This is a genomic window from Streptomyces sp. NBC_01306 (assembly GCF_026340465.1).
In the GTDB taxonomy this organism is placed as follows: domain Bacteria; phylum Actinomycetota; class Actinomycetes; order Streptomycetales; family Streptomycetaceae; genus Streptomyces.
Genome location: NZ_JAPEPC010000001.1, coordinates 3,387,687 through 3,413,419 on the forward strand (window position 1 = coordinate 3,387,687; position 25,733 = coordinate 3,413,419).

A 25,733-nucleotide genomic window follows, 5' to 3' on the forward strand; every position below is an offset into this window, starting at 1 on the left:
TCCAAGATCGCCCAAGGCGGTCGCTAACCTTACGTGTCCGCCCTGGCCAGGGATCGACTCCCGTCGGCGCGGACTTGTCTCGTACTCGACTCATTGCGAATCATTGCGAAAGGTCTCGCCCATGGGCATTCGGAGCTTGCTGCGCAAGGTGTTTGGACGCGACCGCGTGGAGTCCGGTGAGCCGTCGGCGGCCACTACCGTTCCGGCGCAGGCCGAGCGTACGACGACGCCCGCGAAGGCGGCCCACACCGGGACGGCGGCAACGACCTCTGCGGGGTCCTCGCCGGAGGTGACATCGTCGGACTCGGCACCGGAGAAGGCGTCGTCGGAAGCGGTGTCATCGGAAACGGTGTCGTCGGAACGGGTGTCATCCGCGGGCACGTCGTCGGAGAAGCCCCGCACGGTGTCGCTGCCCGCCCAGGCCGACAAGGCGTCGACCGCCGTCCCCGCTGCCGAGAAGCCGGCCCCGAAGCCGGCCCGCAGGTCCGGGATCGCGTCCGACCTGGTGGCGGAGGCCTTCGACAACCCGAAGCGGAGGCCGGCGGAGCCGACTGTCCCGGCCCAGGGGAAGGCGTCGGACGAGGCCGCACCGGAACGGAAGCCCAAGCCGGAGCCCGAGCTTGAGCCGAAGGCCGAGCAGGAGCCCGCTCCGGCCGCCTCCGAGGACGCACCAGTCGCCGCTGAGGCGGAGGCTGTTGAGGCGGAGGCGGTCGAGGTACCGGCGGTCGAGGCGGAGGCGGTCGCGGGCGAGCCTGAGCCCGTCGCCGCGGAGCCGGAAGCCGCTGCCGAATCGGAGCCGGTTGCCGCCGAGGCGAAGGCTGTTGAGGCGGATGCCCCTGAGCCTGAGGCTGTTGAGCCGGAGAAGGCCGAGGCTGAGAAGGCTGAGGCTGAGAAGGCTGAGGCTGTTGAGTCCGAGGCTGACACGGCCGAGACGGCCGAGACGGCCGGTACAGAGGCGAAGGCCGGGACCGAGTCCGAGGCGAAGGCCGCAGAGCCGACGGCGGAGCCGGTCACCATCGCCGAGCCCGAACCGGCCGTGACGGAACCCGCGACCGCCGAGGCCGAGCCGGTCACCGCCGACGCGACGCCCGAACCGGCCGTGACCGAGCCCGCGACCGCCGAGGCCGAGCCGGAAGCAGCCGCAGAGGCAGCGACAGAAGCACCGGCCGAAACAGACCCCGAGGCGGCCGAGGCGGACGAGGCAACCGAGCCGGCCGCACCCGTGTCCCCGGCGGCGACCGCCACACCCTCCCCCGCCCCCGCCGACCTCACGACCCGCGCGCCCCAGCTCGCCAGCGCCTACCAGGCCGCCGGTGCCGAGATCGGCAAGGCCGGACTGACCGGCGCCAGGGCGGCCGTCTATCTCGTGCTCGACCGGTCGGGTTCCATGCGGCCGTACTACAAGGACGGCAGCGCGCAGGCCCTCGGCGAGCAGACCCTCGCCCTCGCCGCGCACCTCGACGAGCAGGCCACCGTCCGCGTCGTCTTCTTCTCGACGGACATCGACGGCACCGGAGAGCTGACGCTCGACGCGTACGAAGGCCGCGTCGACGAGCTGCACGCCGGACTCGGACGGCTGGGCCGCACCAGCTACCACCGGGCCGTCGAAGAGGTCGCGGCTCTGCACGAGAAGTCCGCCGACCCCACCGCCCCGGCCCTGGTGATCTTCCAGACGGACGGCGCCCCGGACGCCAAGGTCGTGGCCAAGCAGGCCATCGCCGAGGTCGCGGACAAGCCGCTGTTCTGGCAGTTCGTGGCCTTCGGCGACCACGAGTCGAAGGCGTTCGACTTCCTGCGGAAGCTGGACGTCCCGCACGCCGCGTTCTTCCACGCGGGACCCACACCGCGCGAGCTGGCCGACTCCGAGGTGTACGAGCAGCTGCTCGCGGCCTTCCCGGCCTGGCTGGCGGCGCGCAGCTGACACCGGACAGCACCGTCCTGCCGACCGGGCCCCCGTCCACGTGGACGGGGGCCCGGCGCATAATCCGGTCGGAGGCCCGCCGTGAGGAAGTTAGGATTTCGACCATGGCGGCCACTGGATCTGAGAAGCAGGGGACGAACGCGTACTACGTATCGACCCCCATTTACTACGTCAACGACGCTCCTCACCTGGGCCACGCCTACACGACCGTTGCAGGGGACGTGCTCACGCGCTGGCACCGTCAGCGCGGCGAGAAGGTGTGGTACCTCACCGGCACGGACGAGCACGGTCAGAAGATCATGCGCACGGCCGAGGCGAACAACGTCACACCGCAGGAGTGGTGCGACAAGCTCGTCGAGGAGTCCTGGAAGCCCCTCTGGGAGCATCTGAACATCGCGAATGACGACTTCATCCGGACGACGGAGAAGCGGCACACGGACCGTGTGCAGGAGTTCGTGCAGGACCTGTTCGACAAGGACGAGATCTACAAGGGCGGGTACGAAGGCCCGTACTGCGTGGGCTGCGAGGAGTACAAGCTCCCCGGCGACCTGATCGAGGGCGAGCCCGACTTCCCCGGTCAGAAGCTGTGCCCGATCCACAAGAAGCCGGTGGAGATCCTCAAGGAGGAGAACTACTTCTTCAAGCTGAGCGAGTACGGCCCGAAGCTGCTGGAGTTCTACGAGGCCAACCCGGGCTTCATCCAGCCCGAGTCGGCGCGCAACGAGGTCGTGAACTTCGTACGGCAGGGGCTTCAGGACCTGTCCATCTCACGCTCGACCTTCGACTGGGGCGTCCCGGTGCCGTGGGACGAGAAGCACGTCATCTACGTCTGGGTGGACGCGCTCCTCAACTACGCCACGGCCGTCGGCTACGGCGCGAACCAGCAGAAGTTCGACGAGACGTTCCCGGCCGACGTGCACCTGGTCGGCAAGGACATCCTGCGCTTCCACGCGGTGATCTGGCCCGCGATGCTGATGGCCCAGGGCCTGCCGGTGCCCGGCAGGGTCGCGGCGAACGGCTGGCTGATGGTCGGCGGCGAGAAGATGTCGAAGTCGAACCTGACCGGCATCAAGCCGCAGGATCTGACCTCGCACTTCGGCGTGGACGCCTACCGCTGGTACTTCCTGCGGGCCATCGCCTTCGGCAGCGACGGATCGTTCTCCTGGGAGGACTTCTCCGCCCGCTACACCTCCGAGCTGGCGAACGACTACGGCAACCTCGCCTCGCGCGTGGCCGCGATGGTCGGCAAGTACTACGGCGGAACCCTGCCGGCCGCTGAGGCCCCGGGCGCTGCCGAGCAGGCCGTCCAGGAGGGTCTGGCCAAGGCGGTCACCGAGTCCGACCGGCTGATCGGCGAGGAGCTGGACTTCCAGGGCGGCATCCTGGCGGTCTTCGACTTCGTGAAGCAGGTCAACGGCTACATCACGGAGCAGGAGCCGTGGAAGGTCGCCAAGGACGAGTCGCCGGAGGGCCGGGCCCGCCTCGCGACCATCCTCTACACGGCGGCCGAGTCGCTGCGCGGTGTCGCGGTCCTGCTCAACGCGGTGATGCCGGAGACCTCGCAGAGCCTGTGGGATTCGCTGGGCGCCGAGGCGGGCCTCGGCGCGCTGGCCGACCAGAAGCTCCAGGAGTCGGGCGTCTGGGGGCAGCTCCCGGCCGGCGCGACGGTGACGAAGGGCGCGGTGCTGTTCCCGCGCCTGGAGGAGAAGCCGGCGTAGCCGGACCGAGCGACAGAAGGAGGGCCCGGAACCGCCATCGGTTCCGGGCCCTCCTTCTGCGCCGTGGGTCAGCGCACCCAGGCCGTCAACGGCGCCGTGTCCAGCTCGATCCCGACCGGAGCGGGCAGCTCGACGCTCTTCCCGAACGGGACCGTGGCCACCTGCTCGTACCGCACACCGTCCGGCAGCGAGTGGACCTTGACCTCGCCCGCGTCGCGGTCGATCAGCAGATAGACAGGGATCCCGGTCTCGGCGTAGGCACGCGGCTTCTCCACCCGGTCCCGGTGGTCGGTGTCGGCGTCGTTCGAGGTGACCTCGACCACCATCAGCACACCGTCCGCGCCGGCCCACTCACCCTGGCCGACGAACGTGCCGCTGGGGGCGAGAGCTCCATCGGGGCGGGCGTTGCCCTTGCGATAGGTCTCTACCCGCAGACCCTGTTCCGGGTAGAGCCACAGCCCCGGGTCGGCCTGCATGCACAGGCGTGTCAGCCATTCGATGATCCGCCCGTGGTCCCCGTCCGGCACAGCTTTGACCCCCAACTTCCCGTTCACGAACTCCAGACGCACCGCTTCGTCGGTTCGTATGGCATGCCGGGCCAGTTCCTCGAACACTTCCTGGGTCAGGACGGTGTACCGCTCTTCCACGACGCTCACCACGGTCTTCTCAGGGGCAGGTGACTGTCCAGCCTACGGGGCGCCACACCGCCCCCGCGCGGCTTCACTCCCCCAGCATCGAGGCGTCCCCCATGGCGACCACGGGGTCCTTCTTCGGGTCCAGCCAGCGCAGCAGCTCCTTCATCCGGTCCTCCGGCAGGGAGACGCAGCCGTGTGTGGGGCCGCCGTGGTCGACGTGGAACCAGACGCCGCCGCCCCGGTCCGCGCCCATCGGGCGGGTCCAGTCGAGCGGGGTGGTGCCCGGCTTGTGGTTGTAGTTGATCGCCACCACGTAGTCGAAGGCGCCCGCCAGGGACTCCCCGTCGAAGCCGGTGCCCGCGGCGACGAAGGAGGACCCGTGGTCGTACGGCAGGCGGGTGCCGGGGTCCGCCTTGCGGCCGCCCGCGTCGGTCAGGCCGAAGACCCCGGCGGGTGAGTGGAGATCGCCCTGGTAGTGCTCCTCGGTCCAGCCGTGCAGGGCGTTGTGAGCGGGCCACGGGTCGGAGACCGGCTCCCAGCCCTTGGCCGGGTCGCGCACGTAGAGGAGGACGGTGGAACTGCTGGAGTCCGCTGCGTCGCCGGTGACGACGACGGCCTGCCGGGCGGACTGCGGGATCTTGGCCAGGGTCTTGGGGCCGAGCGCGGGGATCTCCTTGACCTCCTGAAGCTCCGCGGCCCGGCGGAGCTGCGGGTGGGCCGCGGGCGTCGCGGGCGCTGCGGCCGCCCCGGGCGGCCCGCCGTGACCGCTGTTGTCCTCGACCGCCCGGGCCGGGACTGCCGTGTGTCCCGGGAACCCCGAACACCCGGAGAGCACCAACCCACCGGTGACCAGGGCGGTCGCGACGAGCGCACCTCTGGGAAGTCGGCGAAGAGACATGTACGAGCCTTTCATTTCACGTCGGGTACGTCGGGTCACGTCGGATCACATCGGGTGCACGCCGTTAACGACTGGTGGGTGCCGTAGGCGTCGTTCATTTCGAGGAACCGTGCGAGGTTCCCCCCGGGGTTGGCCCCTTTGTGGAAGTTGGTGTGACGTTCGATGGCGGTTTCGACACCGTTGTCGCGCATTGCGTCCCGTCCAGGGCAAGCCGTACGACCGGGGCAAGCCGTGGCGCGTCGCCGCGCACCCACAGACTTGCCAGAATCAGATTGCCCCCGTCATTGGCCCCGGTCCCGACCGGCACGCCGATCAGTACGTCGTACTGGTCCGTCCCGTGCAGCCCAATTCGGCCGCCCACGCCTGTGAGACGAGAGAGGACACCGGCGGGTTGCCGTGTCGGAGAAGGAAACTGACGGCACAGAACAGCCCCCGGTCGGTCGACCGGGGGCTGTTGCGCTGTTTCACGTGAAACCGGCAGGCGCTACTTCTCCTGCTTGTCCTGCTTGTCCTTGACCGGGGCCACGGGCTTGCGCAGCTGGATGTTCAGCTCGCGCAGCCGGGTCTCGTCGAGCACCGTTGGCGCGCCCATCATCAGGTCCTGCGCGTTGCCGTTGAGCGGGAACGCGATCGTCTCGCGGATGTTCGGCTCGTCGGCGAGCAGCATCACGATGCGGTCCACACCCGGGGCGATGCCGCCGTGCGGCGGGGCGCCGAGGCGGAAGGCGCGCAGCATTCCGGCGAACTCGTGCTCCACGGTCTCCCGGTCGTAGCCGGCGATCTCGAACGCCTTGAGCATCAGCTCGGGCTCGTGGTTACGGATGGCGCCCGAGGAGAGCTCGATGCCGTTGCAGACGATGTCGTACTGGTACGCCAGGATGGCGAGCGGGTCCTTCTCCTCCAGGTCTGCGTAGCCGCCCTGGGGCATCGAGAAGGGGTTGTGCGAGAAGTCGATCTTGCCGGTCTCCTCGTCCCTCTCGTACATCGGGAAGTCGACGATCCAGCAGAACCGGAACACGTCCTCCTCGAAGTGGCCGGCGCGCTTGGCCGCCTCCACTCGGACCCCGGACATGATCTTGGAGACCTCGTCGAACTCGCCCGCGCCGAAGAAGACCGCGTGGCCGGGCTTGAGCTCCAGGCGCTCGGTGAGCGCCGTGATGTCGCCCTCGGAGAGGAACTTGGCGATCGGTCCGGCGATCGCGCCGTCGTCGCCGACGCGCACCCAGGCCAGACCCTTGGCGCCCTGCTCGACGGCGTACGCACCGAGTCCGTCGAAGAACTTGCGGGACTGGCCCGCCGTGTCCGGGACGGGCAGCGCGCGGACGTGCTTGCCCGCGAACGCCTTGAAGCCGGAGTCGGCGAAGACGTCGGAGACATCGACGAGTTCGAGCCGGGCGCGCAGGTCGGGCTTGTCGTTGCCGTACTTCAGCATCGACTCGCGGAACGGGATGCGCGGGAACGGCGAGGTGACGTGGCGGCCGTTGCCGAACTCCTCGAAGAGTTCGGTCATCAGCTTCTCGATCGGGCGGAAGACGTCCTCCTGCTCGACGAAGCTCATCTCGACGTCGAGCTGGTAGAACTCACCCGGCGAGCGGTCCGCGCGGGCGTCCTCGTCGCGGAAGCAGGGCGCGATCTGGAAGTAGCGGTCGAAGCCCGAGATCATCAGCAGCTGCTTGAACTGCTGCGGGGCCTGCGGGAGCGCGTAGAACTTACCCGGGTTGAGCCGGGACGGCACCACGAAGTCACGGGCGCCCTCGGGGGAGGTCGCGGTGAGGATCGGGGTCGCCATCTCGTTGAAGCCGAGCGCGACCATCTTCGAGCGGATCGAGGCGATCACCGAGGAGCGCAGCATGATGTTGCGGTGCATCCGCTCGCGGCGCAGGTCGAGGAAGCGGTACTCCAGTCGCCGCTCCTCGTTGACGCCGTCCTCGGCGTTGATGGTGAAGGGGAGCGGGGCGGCGGCGCCGAGCACCTCGACCGCGCCGACCTCGATCTCGACCTCGCCGGTCGGCAGTTCCTCGTTGACGTTCTCGGTGCCGCGTGCGGAGACCTTGCCGTCGATACGGACGACCGTCTCCTTGGTGACCTTGGAGAGCGCCTCGTTGGCGGGGGTGCCGGGGCGGGCGACGAGCTGCGTGATGCCGTAGTGGTCGCGCAGATCGATGAAGAGGATGCCGCCCAGGTCTCGGCGATTGTGCAGCCAGCCGCTCAGCCGGACATCGGAGCCGACGTCAGAGGCGCGCAGTTCACCGCACGTGTGGGACCTGTACCGATGCATCGTTCATCCAGTTCTTCGCGAGACAGGCGGGAAGGGTGTACTTCGCACCAGGGTACCGCCGGGCACACCGTGCCTTTACGCCTTTATCGGCCCGGGCCCGCGGCCCGGGAACGGCCGCATGGACGCACCCTGTGTGGCGGCTGCCGGTCCCACCTTCTTAAAGTGGGTCAATGCGCACCGAGGACGTCCTGGCCGCCATCGCGACCGGCCTGTGGCGATGGGACAACACCGCCGGGATCGTCACACTCGACGCTGAAGCCGCCCGGCTCCTCGGTCTGCCCGCCGAAGCGACCGCCCTGTCCGAGGCCGCTGCCCGCTCCCGCTTCCACCCCGTCGACTGGAACGAGGTCAACGGGACGGTGAATCTGGCGGTCGCCGAGGACACCCTCGCCGAGGCCCGGCTGCGCATCGTCGACGAGACGGGCCGGGTGCTGCGTACCGTACGCAGCCGCTCCAAGCCGGTGATCAGCCCGCACGGCTATATCCTCGTCGGCACTCTGCAGGAGGTGGCGGAGCCGCAGCCCGGCGACGCGGTCCACACCCCGATCACCGGTGACTGGCGCCGCTCCCGCGAGGCGTTCCTGCTGGACGCGGGACGCGCGCTCGCCGAGGCCAGGTCCACCGAGGAGGTGCTGCGGGTCGCCGCCTCGCTCTCCATGCCGGGGTTCGAGCCGGACGGCCTCGCGGTCTTCGGGATCACCGGCGACTGGCTGACGGTCATCGGTCACCACGGTCACAACCCCGGCCAGGACAGCCTGATGGCCGAATTCCCGATGAGCACGGAGACGGAATATCCCGCCGCCGAGGTCGCCAGGACGGGGCGGGCCATCTATCTGCCGACGCCCGCCACCTACCGGGAGCGCTACCCCCGGTTCTGGCCCGCCGTGGCACCCCTCAACCGGCAGTCCTGGGCGTTCGTCCCGCTGGTCGACGCGGGGGTGACGATCGGCGCCTGGATGGCGGCCTTCGCCTACCCGGTCAGCTTCTCGCCCGACGAACGCTCGGTGCTGACGACGGTCGCCCGGATGCTGGCGCAGGCCCTCGCCCGCGCCGGGGTCGCCGACAACGAGCGTGAGCTGTCGCTCGGGCTCCAGCGTTCGATGCTGCCGATGCTGGGCCCCCGTATCCCGGGGATGACGGTCGCCGCACGCTATGTACCGACCGGCGGCGGGCTCCAGGTCGGCGGCGACTGGTACGACGTGATCGCGCTGCCGGGGAGCACCGCACAGGAGAACGGCAAGGGCGGCGGCCGGGTGGCGCTGGTGATCGGCGACGTCCAGGGCCATGACGTACGGGCCGCCGGGATGATGGGCCAGCTGCGGATCGCCCTGCGCGCGTACGCGGCCGAGGGCCATCCGCCCGACGCCGTGCTCTCCCGGGCCTCCCGGTTCCTGTACGGCCTCACGGACACCTACGACCAGCGCGACTCCGACGAGCCGCCCACCCCACGCTTCGCGACCTGTCTGTACATCGAGGTCGACCCGGCCACCGGCACGCTCGACGTGGCCCGCGCGGGCCACCCCGACCCGACGGTGCGCACGACCGACGGCACGGTGCTGATGCGGCCCGCGGAGGGCGGGCTGCCACTGGGTATCCATCCGGACACCGACTACCCGACGACCCGGCTGGTGCTCCAGCCCGGCGAGACGCTGATGATGTGCACGGACGGGCTCATAGAGACCGGCGGCCACGATCTCGACACGGGCTGGGAGCGGATCCGCGAAACCCTGGAACGGCACACCGGGGACAATCTGGAAATCCTCGCCGACGCACTGGTGCAGGCCGCGCACGGTCCGCCGGAGCACCATCACACCGGGCCGTTCTCCGACCGCCGCGAGGACGACATCGCCGTCCTGCTGATGTCCCGCGCGGGCGAGCCCGTACGGGCGGGCGCCACCCGGCACATCGCCCTGGCGATCGCGCAGGCCCAGCCGGAGCGCGTCTCGGCGGCCCGCAGCCAGCTGCGGCAGCTGCTGCACGACTGGGCGGACAGCGAACAGGTCGACTCGGCCGCGCTGATGGTCTCCGAGATGGCGACGAACGTCCTCATCCACACCGACGGCGACGCGACGCTGACCGCGGACGTCACCGGTGAGCCCGGCAGCCGGCGGCTGCGGGTCGAGGTCTCCGACGACAGCGACGAACTGCCGCACAAGCGGCGCCCGGGCGAGATGGCCTCGTCGGGGCGCGGGCTGCTGCTGATGGAGATGCTCGCGGACATGTGGGGAGTGGATCCGCGGGGCTCCGGCAAGTCGATCTGGTTCGAACTCTACGAGTCACGCGGCGGATCGAAGGACCGATCCGCCGGGTCCGGCGAGCCGGGCGACGACGCCGAGGGGCCGTCGTCCGATCTGCTGTCCGACTTCCTGGCCGACCTCGCACCGGACGAGCTGCTGGAGCCGGACGGCCCGCAGGCCGATGGCGCGCAGGGTGACGGAACACGGAATGACAGCGCGCAGGGTGACGGCGCGCGGAATGACAGCCCGCGGAGTGACGGCGCGCGGAATGACAGCCCGCGGAGTGACAGCCCGGGTGACGGAACACGGAATGACAGCGCGCAGGGTGACGGCGCGCGGAATGACAGCCCGCGGAGTGACGGCGCGCGGAATGACAGCCCGCGGAGTGACAGCCCGGGTGACGGCACACGGAGTGGGGACCGGCCGGGAGACATCCCGCCGGGAACGGAGTCCGGATCGGCTCACGCGTCCCCGTCGGGTGCCGGGCCGGGCGCAGGACCGGGGCCGGCTCCCGGGTCCGGGTCCGACTCCGGGTCCGACTCCGGCGGGTAGCGCTTCCGCAGTTCGCCGATCACCCCGAAGGCCGCAGCCGCCACCGGCACGGCGAGCAGCATCCCGAGGAGCCCCGCGATGCTCGCACCGGCCGTCAGCGAGATCATCACCATCGCCGGGTGCATCTGGACCGTACGGCTCTGGATCACCGGCTGAAGCACATGCCCCTCCAGCACCTGCACCAGCAGCACCACGCCCAGCGCCCAGAGCGCGATCGCGAACCCCCGGTCGGCGAGGGCCACCAGCACGGCGACAGCACCGGAGATGAACGCGCCGAGGTACGGGATGTAGGCCCCGACGAACACCAGCGCACCGAGCCCGACCGCACCCGGCACCCCCAGGATCAGCAGCCCGACCGTGATGCAGAGGGCGTCGATGAGCGCGATCAGTGTCGTGCCGCGCATGAACCCTTCGACGGCCTCGAAAGCCCGGCGGGCCATGGCCTCGATGGTGGCTCCGGCCTTGCCCGGAGCGATGGCGTACGCCAGCCCGCGGGCGTGGTCCGAGTCGCGGAGGAAGAAGAAGGTGAGCAGCAGCGCCAGCACGCTGGTCGCGATGAGCGTGCCGATCAGGCTCAGTCCGTTGAGCAGCCCGCCGGCGGCGTTCGCGCCGAACTTGCCGAGCAGACTCTTGGCGTTGTCGGCGATGTTGGTGATGCCGTCGCCGGTCGCCACCCCGAAGTGGTCGGCGATCCACTTCCCGGCGTCCTTCAGCGACGCCACGATCTGGTCGCCGGTGTCGATGAGCGCGGTGATGACGATGTACGCGGCCCCGCCGACGACGGCGACGAGCACGGCGCAGGTGAGCCCGGCCGCGAGCGACCTGTTCAGCCGCATCCGGACCAGCCACCGGTGGACGGGGCCGAGGAGCGCCGTACCGAGCAGGGCGAGCATCACGGGGGTGACGGCGGTCTTGAGCGTGACACAGAGCCAGACCCCGACCGCTGCCACGCCCGTGACGAGCAGCGCGACGACACACCAGGCAGCCAGCCGGCGGGCGTGGGCGGGGAGAAGCGGCTTCTGGGTATGCACGCCCCCAGCCGATCACGGGAGCCCGGCGACGGCTCGTTCGCCGGGGCCGGGCGGGTGGTTGGGGGAATCGCCCCCCCAACCAGAACCCGCGCATGCACTACATCCCGTGCACCGCCGGCACCGTCCCCAGCCGGCCGCGCTGGAAGTCCTCGAAGGCCTGCTTCAGTTCGGCCTCGCTGTTCATGACGAACGGCCCGTAGTGCGCCATCGGCTCCCGTATCGGACGCCCGCCCAGCAGGACGACCTCCAGGTCCGGGCTCTTCGCGTCCTGGTCCTCGTCCGCGCGGACGGTCAGCGAGGAGCCGGTGCCGAAGACGGCGGTCTGGCCGGTGCGGACCGGGCGGCGGTCCGTACCGACGGAGCCGCGCCCGGCCATGACGTACGCCAGGCCGTTGAAGTCCTCGCGCCACGGCAGCGTGACCTCGGCGCCCGGCCGTACCGTCGCGTGGATCATGGTGATCGGGGTGTGGGTGATGCCGGGGCCGTCGTGGCCGTCCAGCTCGCCCGCGATGACCCGCAGCAGCGCACCGCCGTCGGCCGATGTGAGCAGCTGGACCTGGCCGCCGCCGATGTCCTGGTAGCGCGGGGCCATCATCTTGTCGCTCGCCGGGAGGTTCACCCAGAGCTGGAGCCCGTGGAAGAGCCCGCCGCTCACGACCAGCGACTCCGGCGGCGCCTCGATGTGCAGCAGGCCGGAGCCCGCCGTCATCCACTGGGTGTCGCCGTCGTTGATCGTGCCGCCGCCGCCGTTGGAGTCCTGGTGGACGAAGGTTCCGTCGATCAGATAGGTCACGGTCTCGAAGCCGCGGTGCGGGTGCCAGGGCGTGCCCTTGGGCTCTCCGGGTGCGTACTCCACCTCGCCCATCTGGTCCATCATGATGAACGGGTCGAGGTACTGGTAGTTGATCCCGGCGAACGCGCGGCGTACCGGGAACCCCTCACCCTCGAAGCCACCCGGCGCGGTCGTCACCGCCAGCACGGGTCGCGGCACGGCGCCCTCCGGCGCGTGGACGCGCGGCAGGGTCAGTGGATTCTCGACGGTGATGGCAGGCATGACGGCCCTCCTGGCAGGATGCTCGGCATTCAAAGTAGTTGAATGGTGAACATCTAGCAAGCCATGCGCATTCCCGGAGCGGGCCGGAGCCCGTGGTTCAGCGTGGTTCAAGCCAGAGATTGACCGGATCGCCCCGGGTGCGACGAGCCCTCAGCCGTACATCCGCCGCATCGCGAAGTCGACCATCTGCTCCACGGCCTTCGCGTCGAAGACCATCCGGTGCTCGCCCTCCATGTCGAGGACGAAGCCGTACCCGGTGGGCAGCAGGTCGATGACCTCGGCGCCGGTGATCACGAAGTACTTGGACTCCTTGCCGGCGTACCTGCGGAGTTCCTTGAGCGAGGTGAACATGGGGATCACCGGCTGCTGGGTGTTGTGCAGGGCGAGGAATCCGGGGTTGTCGCCGCGCGGGCAGTAGACCTTCGACGTGGCGAAGATCTGCTGGAAGTCCTCGGCGGCCATCGAACCGGTGGTGAAGGCCCGCACGCCGTCGGCGAGCGAGGGCGGCGACGGCTCGGGGTACAGCGGCTGGTCACCGTAGCCGGGCTGCGGCGCGGTGTACTGCTGCTGGGCGCCCTGGTTCGGGTTCGAGTCGTAGCCGTACATGCGCGCAAGAGTACTGAGTAAAGGGGCCCCGCCGCAGGGGCGGTCTCGTCACACTTGCCCGATAGGGGTTGCGTCTTATTACTGGCGGGTAGCATCATCGTAGCTACTTGCTGGTATTCGTTACAGGTACGCGTTACGAGAGGGCTGTCGCCATGGGGCACTACAAGTCGAATCTCCGCGACATCGAGTTCAACCTCTTCGAGGTCCTCGGCCGCGACAAGCAGTACGGCGCCGGGCCGTTCGCAGAGATGGACGTCGACACCGCGAAGAGCATCCTCGACGAGGTGGCCCGGCTCGCGGAGAACGAGCTCGCCGAGTCCTATGCCGACGCCGACCGCAACCCGCCGGTCTTCGACCCGGAGACCAACACGGCACCCGTGCCTGACACGTTCAAGAAGTCCTACCAGGCCTTCATGGAGTCCGAGTACTGGCGTCTCGGCCTGCCCGAGGAGATCGGCGGCACCACCGCGCCGCGCTCCCTGATCTGGGCGTACGCGGAACTGCTGCTCGGCGCGAACCCGGCGATCTGGATGTACTCCTCCGGTCCGGCCTTCGCCGGGATCCTCTTCGAGGAGGGCACCGAGGAGCAGAAGAAGATCGCGGAGATCGCGGTCGAGAAGCAGTGGGGCTCCACGATGGTCCTCACCGAGCCGGACGCCGGCTCGGACGTGGGCGCCGGCCGGACGAAGGCCGTGCAGCAGGACGACGGCTCCTGGCACATCGAGGGCGTGAAGCGCTTCATCACCTCGGGCGAGCACGACATGTCCGACAACATCATCCACTACGTGCTGGCGCGCCCCGAGGGTGCGGGCCCCGGCACCAAGGGCCTCTCGCTCTTCATGGTGCCGAAGTTCGAGTTCGACTGGACCACCGGCGAACTGGGCGAGCGCAACGGCGTGTACGCGACGAACGTCGAGCACAAGATGGGCCTCAAGGCGTCCAACACCTGCGAGATGACGTTCGGCGACCGCCACCCGGCCAAGGGCTGGCTGATCGGTGACAAGCACGAGGGCATCCGCCAGATGTTCCGCATCATCGAGTTCGCCCGGATGATGGTCGGCACCAAGGCCATCGCGACGCTCTCGACCGGCTACCTGAACGCCCTGGAGTACGCCAAGGAGCGCGTGCAGGGCCCCGACCTCGCGCAGTTCATGGACAAGTCCGCGCCGAAGGTCACCATCACGCACCACCCCGACGTGCGCCGCTCGCTGATGACGCAGAAGGCGTACGCCGAGGGCATGCGCACCCTGGTCCTCTACACGGCATCCGTCCAGGACGCGATCCAGGAGAAGGAAGCCGCGGGCGAGGACGCCAAGGCGCTGCACGGCCTCAACGACCTGCTGCTGCCGATCGTGAAGGGATACGGCTCGGAGAAGTCGTACGAGCAGCTGGCCCAGTCGCTCCAGACCTTCGGCGGCTCCGGCTACCTCCAGGAGTACCCGGTCGAGCAGTACATCCGGGACGCCAAGATCGACACCCTCTACGAGGGCACGACGGCGATCCAGGGCCAGGACTTCTTCTTCCGGAAGATCGTCCGCGACCAGGGCGCCGCGCTGAACACCCTCTCCGAGGAGATCAAGAAGTTCCTCGCGGGCGGCAGCGGCGGCGAGGAGCTGACCGGAGCCCGTGAGCAGCTGGCCAAGGCCGCGGTGGACCTGGAGGCGATCGTCGGCGCGATGATCACCGACCTGACCTCGACCGGCGAGGACGTCAAGAACATCTACAAGGTGGGGCTCAACACCACCCGCCTGCTGCTGGCTTCGGGCGATGTCGTCGTCGCGTACCTGCTGCTCAAGGGTGCGGCGGTGGCCGCCGAGAAGCTGCCGACCGCCTCCGCGAAGGACGTCGCCTTCTACCAGGGCAAGATCGCGGCCGCGAAGTTCTTCGCCGCCAACGTCCTGCCCGGCGTGAGCGCGGAGCGCGCCCTCGCCGAGACCGTCGACACCTCGCTGATGGACCTGGACGAGGCTGCGTTCTGAGCAGTACTGGCTGAGCAGCAGTACTCGCTGAGCAGGTCAGGCCGAGCAGCGGTCCGGCTGAGCCGTTCTGGGCAGCCCAGCGGCGGCGTGGTCCCCGGTCTCCGGGGGCGCGCCGCCGCTGTGTGTTCTCGCGGGCGTCCACTCCGGGCGCGGGGGCTTGCGGGAGCGGGCAGTTGCGGCGATCAGCACATGCTGCAGGATCTCGCCCAGCAGCACGGGCTCCCTGGTGTCGGCACCGTATTCGACCATGCGCCGATAGTCGCACCCACCACTGACAGCGGCCGGAATCCGTCCCGCATGTCCCCTGCGCCCACCGGCCCCACGGCCCCGTTCCGTTCCGGCGGGCGGGGCCGCCGCCGCGGTCGTTATGGTGGCTGCCATGAGCACATCCGCCCGCTTCGACCGCGGCCACACCGACGACCTGATGTCCTTCCTCACGGCCAGCCCGTCGCCCTACCACGCCGTGGCGAACGCCGCCGGGCGGCTGGACAAGGCAGGCTTCAGGCAGGTGTCGGAGACCGACGCCTGGGACGCGTCCGCGGGCGGCAAATACGTGCTGCGGGGCGGGGCGATCATCGCCTGGTACGTGCCGGAGAACGCGGCGGCGCACACCCCGTTCCGGATCGTCGGCGCCCACACCGACTCCCCGAACCTGCGCGTCAAGCCCCTCCCGGACAGCGGCAGCGACGGCTGGCGCCAGGTGGCCGTCGAGGTCTACGGCGGCACCCTGCTCAACACCTGGCTCGACCGGGACCTGGGCCTCGCCGGACGGCTCACCCTGCGCGACGGCAGCCACCGGCTGGTCGACGTGGACCGGGCGCTGCTGCGCGTACCGCAGCTCGCCATCCACCTGGACCGCTCGGTCCACACCGATGGACTCAAGCTCGACAAGCAGCGCCACATGCAGCCGGTCTGGGGCCTCGGGGAGGTCCGCGAGGGCGACCTGATGCGGTTCGTCGCCGATGAGGCCGGGGTCGCGGCCGACGACGTGACCGGCTGGGACCTCATGGTGAGCCCCGTCGAGGCGCCCTCCTACCTGGGCCGTGACCGGGAACTCGTCGCGGGCCCCCGGATGGACAACCTGCTCTCCGTGCACGCCGCCACCGCCGCGCTGGCCGCCGTCGCTTCCTCCGACAACGAACTGACGCACATCCCGGTGCTGGCCGCCTTCGACCACGAGGAGAACGGCTCCCAGTCCGACACCGGCGCCGACGGGCCGCTGCTCGGCACCGTCCTGGAGCGCTCCGTCATGGCCCGCGGCGGCACGTACGAGGACCGGGCCCGCGCGTTCGCCGGGTCGGTCTGCCTCTCGTCCGACACCGGTCACGCCGTACACCCCAACTACAGCGAGCGCCACGACCCGACGCACCACCCGCGCGCCAACGGCGGACCGATCCTCAAGGTCAACGTCAATATGCGGTACGCGACGGACGGCAGCGGCCGGGCGGTGTTCGCCGCCGCGTGCGAGAAGGCGGGGGTGCCCATGCAGCACTTCGTGTCGAACAACTCCATGCCGTGCGGTACGACCATCGGCCCGATCACCGCGGCCCGGCACGGCATCAGCACCGTGGACATCGGCGTCGCGATCCTCTCCATGCACAGCGCGCGCGAGCTGTGCGGGGCCGACGACCCGTATCTGCTCGCCAACTCCCTGACGGCGTTCCTGGAGGGCTGAACCCCGCGCCGCCGCCCCCGCTCCCCACTGAATTCCGTTGCTCCGAAGCTGCGTTGATTGGCCGTACAGGTCCCGGGTACGCGACCTGTACGGACCCAACAGCCCCAACAGTTCGGAGGCGAACACCGATGGGCCTTGGCGGCTGCATCATCCTTCTCGTGGTGGGGGGCATCCTCACCTTCGCGACCAACTGGCACATGAACGGTGTCAACCTGGACATGGTCGGCATCATCATGATGCTCGTCGGTGTCATCGGCATCGCGGTCTACACCAGCGTCCTGCGCCGTCGCCGCCCGACGGTGCCGACATCGACCACCGTCGTCGAGGACGACCACCACCACCTGGGCTGACGACCGGGGCCTTCCATCTGGATCAGGCCAGGCCCGGCCCGGCCCACGTATCCTCGCTGTCCCGGGGAGAGACGCGGGACAGCGAGGATCGGGGTGGGCACACCGTGGAGTTCCGACTGCTCGGAGCGGTCGCCGTGGCGACGGAGAACGGCGACCTCTCCCTCGGCCCCGCCAAACGGGCCGGTGTCCTGACCACCCTGCTGCTGCGGCCCAACGCAGCGGTGTCCGTGGAGCAGTTGACCGCCGCGCTCTGGGACGAGGCGCCGCCCACCCACTCCAGGACCGTGCTGCACGGCCATGTCTCACGGCTGCGCGCCCTGCTCACCGCGCACGGCGCCCAGGCGTACGGGGTCGAACTCGCCACCCAGGGCTCCGCCTACGTCCTGCGGACGCCGGAGTCCCTCATCGACGCGCACCGCTTCGACGAGCTGGTCTCGCTCTCGCGCGTGCAGCGCAGGCCCGCCGACGCCGTCCTCATGCTCCGCGAGGCCCTGTCCCTGTGGCGGGGGCCCGCGCTCACCGGCACGGTCGCCAGCCCGCCGCTCGAAGCGGCCGCCCACGCCCTGGAAGAGCTGCGGCTCGCCTCGGTGGAGGCGCTCGCCGACGCGTACGGGCAGCTCGGCGAGCACGAGCGGGCTGCGGCCGTCCTGCGGACCGAGGCGGTCACCCACCCGCTGCGGGAGTCGCTGGCCGCCGCGCTGATGGTCGCGCTCAGCCGCTCGGGGCGGCAGTCCGACGCACTGGACTGGTACCACCGCACCCGCAGGCTCCTCGCCGACGAGCTGGGCGTCGACCCGGGGGCCACCCTCACCGGTGCCTACACCGCGATCCTGCGGGCGAAGGAACCGGCGCGGGTGCCGCAGGCGGCCGCACCTGCCGCGCCGGAGCGGGTGCCGGATCTGCTGCCCCGGGCGCCCCGGGGATTCACCGGGCGCGGCGACGAACGGTCCGCCCTGGCCAGGGCGGTGGCATCCGGCGACGGCCCCGTCTGTCTGGTGACCGGCCCCGCCGGGGTCGGCAAGACGGCCCTGACCGTGCACTGGGCGCACGAGCGGCGCGACGACTTCCCCGACGGGCGGCTCTTCGCCGACCTGCGCGGCTTCAGCGACACCCCGGCACCCGAAACCCACGCCGTACTGCGGGAGTTCCTGCTCGCACTGGGTGTGCCCGTGCGGGGCATCCCGGAGACGGCCGCGTCGATGGGCGCGCTGTACCGCTCGCTGACGAGTGGTCTGCGGCTGCTCGTCGTCTTGGACAACGCGCTCAACTCCGAGCAGGTGCGCCCGCTGCTGCCCGGCGGCGACCAGTGCGTCACCCTGGTCACCAGCCGCGACCGGCTCGGCGGTCTCGTCGCGTCCGACGCGGCCCGCCCGGTGCCCCTGGCGCAGCTGCCTGCGGCGGACGCCGCCGCGCTCCTCTCGGCCGTACTGGGCGCGGAGCGGATCGCGGCGGAACCGGCCGCCGCCGCCCGGATCGCCGCCCTCTGCGACGGGCTTCCGCTCGCCCTGCGCGTGACCGCCGCCCGGCTGGCCGGCAGCCCGCAGTGGACGCTGGACACCATGGCCGGTGAACTGGCCGACGAGCAGAACCGGTTGAGCCTGCTCGCCGTCGACGACACCGGCGTCGCGGCGTCCCTGCGCCTCACCGTGCAGCAGCTGCACCCGAAGGCCGGCCGGATGTTCCGCTGTCTCGGCCTGCACACCGGCCCCGACCTGGACCGCTACACGGCGGGCGCGCTCGCCGGGACCTCCCCCGCACAGGCCGCGGCCGCCCTCGACCTGCTGGCCTGCGCCCACCTGGTCACCGAGTCACCGCGCGGCCGCTACGCAGCGCACGACCTCGTACGCCTCTACGCCCGCACGACGACGGCCCCGGAGGCCGGGGCAGAGGCCGAGCCAGGAGCCGGGCCGGAGGCTGACCCGAAAGCCGGGGCGGGAGCCGGACCGGAAGCCGAGCCCGGAGCCGGGCCGGACGGCCTGCGCCGCCTCCTCGACCACTATCTGCACACCGCGCTCGCCGCGGGGGCCGCGGCCGAACCGGGCAGCCAGCCCTGCTGCACACTGCCCGCCGACGCCCTGCGGCCGCCCGCGGTAAGGGAGTTCGCCGACCGGGAGGCGGCGCTCGACTGGTACGCGGCCGAGCGGGCCGCGCTGCGGGGCGCCGTCGAGGCGGCGGCCGCCGCGGGGCTGCACGACCGGGCCTGGCGGCTGGTGCTGCTCCAGTGGCCGCTGATCCTCTGGCGGATCAGGGACGGCTGGGTGCCCCTCCTGGAGCAGGCACTGATATCGGCCCGCCACGAGGACCACGCCGACGCGCAGGCCAGGGCGCTGGCCCTGCTCGGCTGGGTGCTGCACAGGGAGGGCCGGGACACCGAGGCCCTGGCCCATCTGGAGCAGGCTCCGGCGCTGGCGGTGCGCGCGGGCGACGTGATCAGCGAGGCCATCGCCCTGCTCAATCTGGCGGTCGTCCTGGACGGCGCGCAGGACGGCGCGGCCGACAGCGCACGCGCCGGTGAGCTCCTCTCGTACGCCCTGACGCTGGCGACCGGCGCGCACCATCCGCCGACCGAGATCCTCGCCCTCCAGCATCTGGCCGACCACTGCCTGACCACCGGTGCGTACGCGGTGGCCGGGGAGCACGCGGTACGGGCGCTCGGTCTCGCCACCTCGCCCGAGGCGGCGGCCTGCCGGGTCCAGCTGCGCACCACGTACGGCGCGGCGCTGGCCGCGCTGGGCCGGGCGGACGAGGCGGCGGAGCAGCTGGGCCGGGCGGAGCGGGAGGCCGCGGCGGCGGGCTTCCTCGACGGTGCGGTCCTGGCGCGGCAGCGGCTGGCGGAGCTGTCAGCGAAGCGTTAGCGATACGCAAGCGGGACGACAGGGCGTGGCCGGAGACTTGGAGCTGCCGGGGACGGAGCTGCCACGGACGGAGCTGCCAGGGACACCGGGGCAGACCGGCCGCGCCGAGCATCTGCGGCCGCTTCTGCGGCACGTGCCGCACGGCCCCCGCCCCGGGCACCCCGGGCACCCCTGAACCGGACGGCTGGCCAGCCCACCCCTTGTTTCCGGCCGGTCAGCCGTCCATCCCCGCCAGCACCAGCGGCAGCCGGGCCGTCCCCTCGTCCGTCACGCGGACGGGGACGCCCCAGTCCTGCTGGTGCACATGGCACGCGGGATATTCGTTGGCCGGGTCGTCGTCGCAGGAGGCGGCCATCGCCGACACATGGAGTACGCCCTCGGTGACCCCGGGGTTCAGCGCCACGTCCCGGAAGAGGTCCGTACCGGCCCCGTCCCCGTCGAGCAGCAGCTCGGGCGGGGTCGCGGAGACCAGCAGCCGGGTGGACGGGCCGTACCGCAGGTCCAGCTTCTGCCCCGCGGGCGCCTGGAAGATCACGTCCACCCGGAGCGTGCCCGGCGCGACATCGGTGGCGGCCCGCTGCGTGCGGTGGGCCACGCTCTCCACCCGTACCGCCTCGTCCGGCAGCCGCAGCCGGGTCAGCCGGTGCCGCGCGGACTCGACCACCACGATGTCGTCCCCGACGAGCACCGCGTCGCTCGGCTCCCGCAAGTCCGTGGCCAGCGTGGTCACTTCACCGGTGGCCGGGTCGTAGCGGCGCAGCGCGTGGTTGTACGTGTCGGACACCGCGACCGAACCGTCGGGCAGCGCCGTCACGCCCAACGGGTGCTGGAGCAGGGCCTGTCCGGCGTCGCCGTCCCGGTGGCCGAAGTCGAAGAGCCCGGTGCCGACGGCGGTGTGCACCACCGCGCCCCCGGTGGCGTCCCGGTCGATCCAGCGCAGCGCGGACGTCTCGGAGTCGGCGATCCACAGCCGGTCCCCGGCGGCCGAGAGACCGGACGGCTGCGCGAACCACGCGTCGGCGGCCGGCCCGTCGACCAGCCCCTCGTTGGTGGTCCCGGCCGCCACCTCGACGGTGCCGCTCTCCGGGTCGTACGTCCACAGCTGGTGGACACCCGCCATGGCGATCCACAGCCGCCCGCCGAACCAGGCGAGGTCCCAGGGCGAGGAGAGCGCCACACCGAGAGCGGGCCCGCTGGTCGGCGACCCCTGCCACCACTGCTTCCCGGTCCCCGCGACGAGCGCGATCTCGCCGCTCTCCGGGTCGTACGTGCGGATGGCGTGGTGGACGGTGTCGGCGACCGCGACCTTCCCGTCGGGCAGCAGCGCGAGCCCCTGCGGCTCGTTGAACACGCCGTCGCCGCCGATCCGCCGTACGACGGTCTCGCCGTCCGGCTCCAGCTCGACCAGCTGGTGGCGGGTGGTGTCCGACACCAGCAGATTGCCGCCGGGCAGCGCGATCGCCTTGCCCGGGAACCGCAGATCGGTGGCGACCGGCTCGGGCGCGACGTACGGACCGTCACCGCGCCGCAGCGTGCCCTTCGCGGCGTGCTCGGCCTCCAGCTCGCTGACCAGCGCCTCGATGGCGTGGGCATGTCCCTCACCGGCGTGCTGGGCGACGATGTACCCCTCGGGGTCGATCACCACGAGCGTCGGCCAGGCCCGGACGGCGTACTGCTTCCAGGTGGCCAGCTCGGGATCGTCGAGGACGGGGTGGTGCACCCCGTACCGCTCGACGGCGTCGACCACGGCCTGGTGCTCGGCCTCGTGCACGAACTTCGGGGAGTGCACCCCGACGATCACGACGGTGTCGCTGTGCCGCTGCTCCAGCTCGCGCAGCTCGTCGAGGACGTGCAGACAGTTGATGCAGCAGAAGGTCCAGAAGTCGAGGATCAGTGTGCGACCACGGAAGTCGGCGAGCTTCAGATCCTTCCCACCGGTGTTGAGCCAGCCGCCCTTGCCGATCAGCTCGGGGGCACGGAGACGGGCACGGCGGGGCGCGGGGGTGGGCGCCGGAGCGGCATCGTTCATACGGTCAAGGGTGCCACCTAAACCCGTGTGACCTGCGGCACAGCACCCTGTGGATGCTCCTGGGAAGGGTTCCGGCGCACCGCGCACCTCTCTCATAGAAGTTTTGTTAGAGTGCGGGATGTGAGCGAACCGAGCAGGGGCGAACCGGCCTACCCGCCGGGCGAGGGGCCGACGACGTCCGTCTCCGTCTCCGTCCATGAAGGCACCATCTCCGCCGTCCGCGCCCGCGTCGGCAAGCGCGGGGTCTCCCCCTATATCGAGGCCGCCATACAGCGCCAGATCGAACGGGACAGCCTCGCTGAACTGATCGCGGCGAACGAGGAGATCCACGGCGCGCTGACGCCGGAGGAGATCGAGGCCGCCGAGCGGGAGATGTTCGGCTCCGCGCAGCCGGGCACCGAGCACGCCGCGTGAGCGGTACCTGGGTGCTGGACAGTCAGGCCCTGTCGCTCTACCTCCGCGCCGACCGCACCATGACGGCCAGGCTGGCTGCGGCCCTGCGCCACGACGTCCGGGTGGTGACGAGCGCGGTCACCCTTGTCGAGGCCGACCCGCAGGGGGCGCACCGGGCCCGCATGGACTGGGCGCTGTCACGGCTGACGGTGGAGCCGGTGACCAAGGAGACAGCCGCGCAAGCCGTCGGCCTCCTCCGCGAGACGGGCAGCGGCGGCGGCCACAAGTACGCCCTGGACGCGATCGTCGCCGCCACCGCGCGGGCCGCGTCCGGGCCGGTGACCGTCCTGGCGTCCGACGTGGACGACCTGGTGCCGCTGTGCGGCAAGGGCATCACGGTGCTCAAGGTCTGACATTCTCCCGGGAGTTCGCCCCACGGGTCCGCCCGGTCCTGATCCGGTCCGCCGTCCGGCGGTAACGTCATCCGCATGAAATTCCTTGTGCGCGACCGAATCTTCGACATCGGCGACGACTACTGGATCGAGAACGAGAACGGCCACAAGGCCTACCTCGTCGACGGCAAGGTGATGCGCATCCGCGACACCCTTGAGCTCAAGGACCTCGACGGGCAGGTGCTGATCACGCTCAAGGAGAAGCTGATCGCGATCAGCGACACGATGACCCTGAAGCGGGACGGCGAGGAACTGGCCACCGTCAGGAAGAAGAAGCTCACCCTGATGCACGACCACTACCGGGTGAAGCTGGTGGACGGCACCGAGCTGGAGGTCAGCGGGAACATCCTGGACCGCGAGTTCGCGGTCGAGTACGAGAACGAGCTGCTGGCCGACATCTCGAAGAAGTGGTTCAGCGTGCGCGACGCGTACGCGGTGAACGTGGTCCGTGAGGACTCCGACCCGGCGCTGATGATCGCCATCGCGGTCTCCGTGATCCACATGCACGAGAAGGAACACGAGAAGGAGCACGCGGGCTGAGCAGTGCGGGCCCTCTCGACGGGGTCATGCCCCGGCCGCCGCACCCGGCCGGGGCCTCGCTGTCAGGCCGTACGGCGCTTCAGGACCCAGAAGGCGACGCCGACGGCGAGCGCGGTCAGGGCGAGGAGTACGCCGCTCTCCAGCAGCTGGCGGGGCCAGAAGTCGGAGGACGGGAGATAGGTGCGGGTGAAGCCGGTCACGTCGTGCTGGGCGAGGCAGCGCACCTTGTCGTAGCACTCGGGGTCGGTGATCCGGGCGCCGGTGGACGTGATCGCCCGGCTGTGTACGGAGAGTTCGGGCACCTGGTACGCGCGCTGGAACGGCCACAGGCCGCTGCGGACCGCCGTGACCGCGTACTGGATGACTGCGGCGGCGAGCATGGCGGGCAGGGTGCGGCGCAGCAGCATTCCGCAGAGCGCGCCGAGGGCCAGCGCGAAGAGCGGGGCGACGACGGCGGCGGGTCCGATCGAGTAGTACAGCTGCCGGGGCTGGTAGCCGGCGACCAGCAGACCGCTGTGGGCGGACCACAGCAGCCGGTAGAGCACGATGAGCACACCGGTGCTCACGACCAGGACGACGGCCGGTACGGCGAGTTTGGCGGCGAGCCAGCGCGCCGGGGAGACGGACTGGGACCAGGCGAGCCTGGTGGTGCCGCTCTCCAGCTCGCGGGCGATCAGCGGGCCTGCCGCGAAGACGGCCACACAGAACGTGGCAGCGCTGATCAGGGTGGCCGGGTCGTAGAAGAAGCTGTTGAAGCCGGAGAAGTAGGTCCTGGCAGCCAGGTCGTGCCAGGCGGCCTGTTGCACTCCGGCGTAGCCGAACTTGTCGAACAGCTTCTGGGTGGCGTTCGCGCCGGGCCCGTACAGCCAGAGCAGCAGCCCCGCGGTGACGACCACGTAAGCGGTCCAGGACCACAGCGCCGCACGGTGCAGGCGCAGTTCGGCGCGGAACAGGTCGAGGCCCGAGGGGCGGAGCGAGGGCGCGGGTTTGTCCAGGGATGCGGTGGTCATGAGACGTCCTTGTGGGCAGTAGTGCGGCGGTGGGGGAACGCGAGACGGGGAACGGGCGTGGTGGGGGGATCGGGGAACGGGCGTGGTGCGGCCGGTCCCGGGCTGCGGGCTGCGGGCTGCGGGCTGCGGGCTGCGAGGGGAGGGGGCGGGGCGGTGGTCAGGCCGCGGCCGTGGTGTCCCCGTTCATGTCCGGGGTGAGGAACGCCGGGGACGTCGGCGTGCGGAGGTGGGCCAACAGCAGCTCCTCCAGGGTCGGTTCCGCTGTCTGCCAGGTGCCGGCGAGCGGGCCCCGGGGGCGGATCAGGGCGCTGAGGCCGCGGCCGGTGGGGTGCGACTCGATGACCGTGTGCGGGGACAGGTCGGTACCCCGGCCGGTGACCACGGTGTGCGCGGCGAGCAGCGCCTCGACGGAGCCGCCCAGCTGGACACGGCCGCCGTTGAGGAGCAGCACGTGGTCGCAGGAGTAGGTGAGTTCGGAGACGATGTGTGAGGAGAGCAGGATGCTGGTGCCGTTCTCGGCGGCGTCGGCGAGGAGCAGGCCCATCAGCTGCTGACGGGCCAGTGGATCGAGGTCCGCCATCGGTTCGTCCAGCAGCAGCAGGTCGGGCCGCTTGCCCAGGGTGAGGGCGAGTGCCACGCGGGTGCGCTCGCCGCCGGAGAGCCCGCGGATCCTGCGCCGGGGGTCGAGGCCGCCCTGTTCCACGATCCGGGCGGCGTAAGCGGTGTCCCAGCGGCCCGCGTTGAGGCGGGCGCCCATGCCGAGGGTGTCGGCGATGGAGAGATGCCCGTAGAGCGGCTGGTCCTGGTCCAGATAGCCGACCCGGTCGCGGTGGGTGCCGGGAGCGGCGCCCAGGACGTTCACGGCTCCGGCGTCCGGCCGGATCAGGCCGGCGGCGATCCGCAGGAGCGTGGACTTGCCCGCACCGTTGGGGCCGACCAGCGCGCAGACGCTGCCCGCCGGGACGCGGAAGGAGCAGTCCTCCAGGGCGAGGGACGTACGGCGGCCGCGCCCATAGCGCTGGGTGACCCCGGTCACCTCTATCGCGGCCGGGGCGCCGCTGCTGGTGCTCACTGGTTCTCCTTCGGGAAATGCTCGTCCAGTACCGAGGTCAGCAGTGCGGCGGCGCTCTCCCGGCCGACACCGGCGGCGCGGGCCCGCAGGGCCCAGCCGTCGAGTTCTGCCCGCAGAGGGGATTCGGCGCCGTTGCCGTCGAGCGTTCTGAGCACGAACGTGCCCACGCCCCGCCGCGCCTCGACCAGGCCCGAGCGCTCCAGCTCGCGGTAGGCCTTGAGCACGGTGTTCGGATTGATGGCCGTGGCCTCGACGACCTCTCGCGCCGTGGGGAGCTTGTCCCCCGGTTCGAGGAGGCTCATCCGCAGCGCCTGCTGGGTCTGCTGAACGATCTGGAGGTAGGCGGGGATGCCGCTGTGCCGGTCGATGCGGTACTCGACATGGTGATCGGCCACCGGCGCACCCTCTTTCACTAATTGACTAGTGAAACTTTGCACAGCGGTGCGAG

20 protein-coding genes and 1 pseudogene are annotated in these 25,733 nt (G+C 70.9%); 10 read left to right on the plus strand and 11 right to left on the minus strand.

The annotated features are described in order from the left end of the window. The first annotated feature begins 121 nt into the window (after nucleotides 1–121). Together OG385_RS14730 and metG are read left to right on the plus strand one after the other, a co-directional pair. Nucleotides 122–1,921, plus strand: coding sequence for a VWA domain-containing protein (locus OG385_RS14730; protein WP_266855124.1), 1,800 nt, complete (start codon nucleotides 122–124; stop codon nucleotides 1,919–1,921). A 104-nt stretch (nucleotides 1,922–2,025) separates the two neighbouring features. Then, nucleotides 2,026–3,639, plus strand: a complete 1,614-nt coding sequence (gene metG, locus OG385_RS14735) for a methionine--tRNA ligase (RefSeq protein WP_266855125.1) — start codon at nucleotides 2,026–2,028, stop codon at nucleotides 3,637–3,639. A gap of 68 nt (nucleotides 3,640–3,707) precedes the next feature. Here the strand turns inward: metG and OG385_RS14740 are convergent, their stop codons facing one another. The 3 genes from OG385_RS14740 to aspS all read right to left on the minus strand — a co-directional run bounded on the left by OG385_RS14740 (nucleotide 3,708) and on the right by aspS (nucleotide 7,450). Then, nucleotides 3,708–4,295 carry a Uma2 family endonuclease gene (locus OG385_RS14740; protein WP_266855126.1) on the minus strand — a complete coding sequence of 196 codons (588 nt, stop codon included), beginning with the start codon at nucleotides 4,293–4,295 and terminating at the stop codon, nucleotides 3,708–3,710. A 64-nt stretch (nucleotides 4,296–4,359) separates the two neighbouring features. Then, nucleotides 4,360–5,172, minus strand: a complete 813-nt coding sequence (locus tag OG385_RS14745) for a L,D-transpeptidase family protein (protein WP_266855127.1) — start codon at nucleotides 5,170–5,172, stop codon at nucleotides 4,360–4,362. A 484-nt stretch (nucleotides 5,173–5,656) separates the two neighbouring features. Then, nucleotides 5,657–7,450 (minus strand): aspartate--tRNA ligase, encoded by a 1,794-nt coding sequence (gene aspS / locus OG385_RS14750; protein ID WP_266855128.1) that lies wholly within the window; start codon nucleotides 7,448–7,450, stop codon nucleotides 5,657–5,659. Between the two features lie 170 nt (nucleotides 7,451–7,620). Between aspS and OG385_RS14755 the strand changes: the two are divergent. After that, nucleotides 7,621–9,726: pseudogene (locus OG385_RS14755) on the plus strand (SpoIIE family protein phosphatase); the annotation flags it as partial. Between the two features lie 422 nt (nucleotides 9,727–10,148). Here OG385_RS14755 and OG385_RS14760 read toward each other — a convergent pair. The 3 genes from OG385_RS14760 to OG385_RS14770 form a co-directional block, all read right to left on the minus strand. After that, the gene (locus OG385_RS14760; protein ID WP_266855129.1) at nucleotides 10,149–11,270 is read right to left on the minus strand and encodes an AI-2E family transporter; all 1,122 of its coding nucleotides are present in this window, start codon (nucleotides 11,268–11,270) and stop codon (nucleotides 10,149–10,151) included. A 97-nt stretch (nucleotides 11,271–11,367) separates the two neighbouring features. Continuing rightward, nucleotides 11,368–12,324: a pirin family protein gene (locus OG385_RS14765; protein WP_266855130.1), complete on the minus strand. Its 957-nt coding sequence runs from the start codon at nucleotides 12,322–12,324 to the stop codon at nucleotides 11,368–11,370. A 150-nt stretch (nucleotides 12,325–12,474) separates the two neighbouring features. Further along, on the minus strand, nucleotides 12,475–12,930 hold the full coding sequence (locus tag OG385_RS14770) for an SseB family protein (RefSeq protein WP_266855131.1): 456 nt from the start codon (nucleotides 12,928–12,930) through the stop codon (nucleotides 12,475–12,477). 152 nt (nucleotides 12,931–13,082) lie between these two features. On the opposite strand from OG385_RS14770, the gene OG385_RS14775 reads away from it, so the two are divergent. Next, entirely contained in the window at nucleotides 13,083–14,909 is a 1,827-nt protein-coding gene (locus tag OG385_RS14775; RefSeq protein WP_266860860.1) for an acyl-CoA dehydrogenase, read from the plus strand. Between the two features lie 36 nt (nucleotides 14,910–14,945). On the opposite strand, the gene OG385_RS14780 is transcribed toward OG385_RS14775, so the two are convergent. Further along, the gene (locus OG385_RS14780) at nucleotides 14,946–15,158 is read right to left on the minus strand and encodes a hypothetical protein (protein WP_266855132.1); all 213 of its coding nucleotides are present in this window, start codon (nucleotides 15,156–15,158) and stop codon (nucleotides 14,946–14,948) included. 130 nt (nucleotides 15,159–15,288) lie between these two features. Between OG385_RS14780 and OG385_RS14785 the strand changes: the two genes are divergently transcribed. The 3 genes from OG385_RS14785 to OG385_RS14795 all read left to right on the plus strand — a co-directional run bounded on the left by OG385_RS14785 (nucleotide 15,289) and on the right by OG385_RS14795 (nucleotide 19,789). Continuing rightward, complete coding sequence (locus OG385_RS14785; RefSeq protein ID WP_266855133.1) at nucleotides 15,289–16,584, plus strand: M18 family aminopeptidase; 1,296 nt, start codon at nucleotides 15,289–15,291, stop codon at nucleotides 16,582–16,584. A 128-nt stretch (nucleotides 16,585–16,712) separates the two neighbouring features. Next, complete coding sequence (locus tag OG385_RS14790) at nucleotides 16,713–16,934, plus strand: DUF6458 family protein (RefSeq protein ID WP_266855134.1); 222 nt, start codon at nucleotides 16,713–16,715, stop codon at nucleotides 16,932–16,934. A 104-nt stretch (nucleotides 16,935–17,038) separates the two neighbouring features. After that, nucleotides 17,039–19,789: a BTAD domain-containing putative transcriptional regulator gene (locus OG385_RS14795; RefSeq protein WP_266855135.1), complete on the plus strand. Its 2,751-nt coding sequence runs from the start codon at nucleotides 17,039–17,041 to the stop codon at nucleotides 19,787–19,789. A 214-nt stretch (nucleotides 19,790–20,003) separates the two neighbouring features. Here the strand turns inward: OG385_RS14795 and OG385_RS14800 are convergent, their stop codons facing one another. Further along, complete coding sequence (locus tag OG385_RS14800) at nucleotides 20,004–21,818, minus strand: NHL domain-containing thioredoxin family protein (RefSeq protein ID WP_266855136.1); 1,815 nt, start codon at nucleotides 21,816–21,818, stop codon at nucleotides 20,004–20,006. A 120-nt stretch (nucleotides 21,819–21,938) separates the two neighbouring features. Between OG385_RS14800 and OG385_RS14805 the strand changes: the two genes are divergently transcribed. The 3 genes from OG385_RS14805 to OG385_RS14815 all read left to right on the plus strand — a co-directional run bounded on the left by OG385_RS14805 (nucleotide 21,939) and on the right by OG385_RS14815 (nucleotide 23,203). Beyond that, nucleotides 21,939–22,232 (plus strand): hypothetical protein, encoded by a 294-nt coding sequence (locus OG385_RS14805; RefSeq protein ID WP_266855137.1) that lies wholly within the window; start codon nucleotides 21,939–21,941, stop codon nucleotides 22,230–22,232. Nucleotides 22,233–22,291: 59 nt separating this feature from the next. Continuing rightward, nucleotides 22,292–22,624, plus strand: coding sequence for a DNA-binding protein (locus OG385_RS14810; RefSeq protein ID WP_323183938.1), 333 nt, complete (start codon nucleotides 22,292–22,294; stop codon nucleotides 22,622–22,624). A gap of 75 nt (nucleotides 22,625–22,699) precedes the next feature. Then, a complete protein-coding gene (locus OG385_RS14815; RefSeq protein ID WP_266855139.1) occupies nucleotides 22,700–23,203 on the plus strand; it encodes an LURP-one-related/scramblase family protein in 504 nt (167 codons plus the stop codon). A gap of 62 nt (nucleotides 23,204–23,265) precedes the next feature. Here the strand turns inward: OG385_RS14815 and OG385_RS14820 are convergent, their stop codons facing one another. The 3 genes from OG385_RS14820 to OG385_RS14830 all read right to left on the minus strand — a co-directional run bounded on the left by OG385_RS14820 (nucleotide 23,266) and on the right by OG385_RS14830 (nucleotide 25,680). Continuing rightward, entirely contained in the window at nucleotides 23,266–24,213 is a 948-nt protein-coding gene (locus OG385_RS14820) for an ABC transporter permease subunit (RefSeq protein ID WP_266855140.1), read from the minus strand. A gap of 157 nt (nucleotides 24,214–24,370) precedes the next feature. Next, a complete protein-coding gene (locus OG385_RS14825; protein WP_266855141.1) occupies nucleotides 24,371–25,285 on the minus strand; it encodes an ABC transporter ATP-binding protein in 915 nt (304 codons plus the stop codon). Further along, complete coding sequence (locus tag OG385_RS14830) at nucleotides 25,282–25,680, minus strand: GntR family transcriptional regulator (RefSeq protein ID WP_266855142.1); 399 nt, start codon at nucleotides 25,678–25,680, stop codon at nucleotides 25,282–25,284. Before OG385_RS14830 ends, OG385_RS14825 begins: the two co-directional genes overlap by 4 nt. Nucleotides 25,681–25,733: the final 53 nt, after the last annotated feature.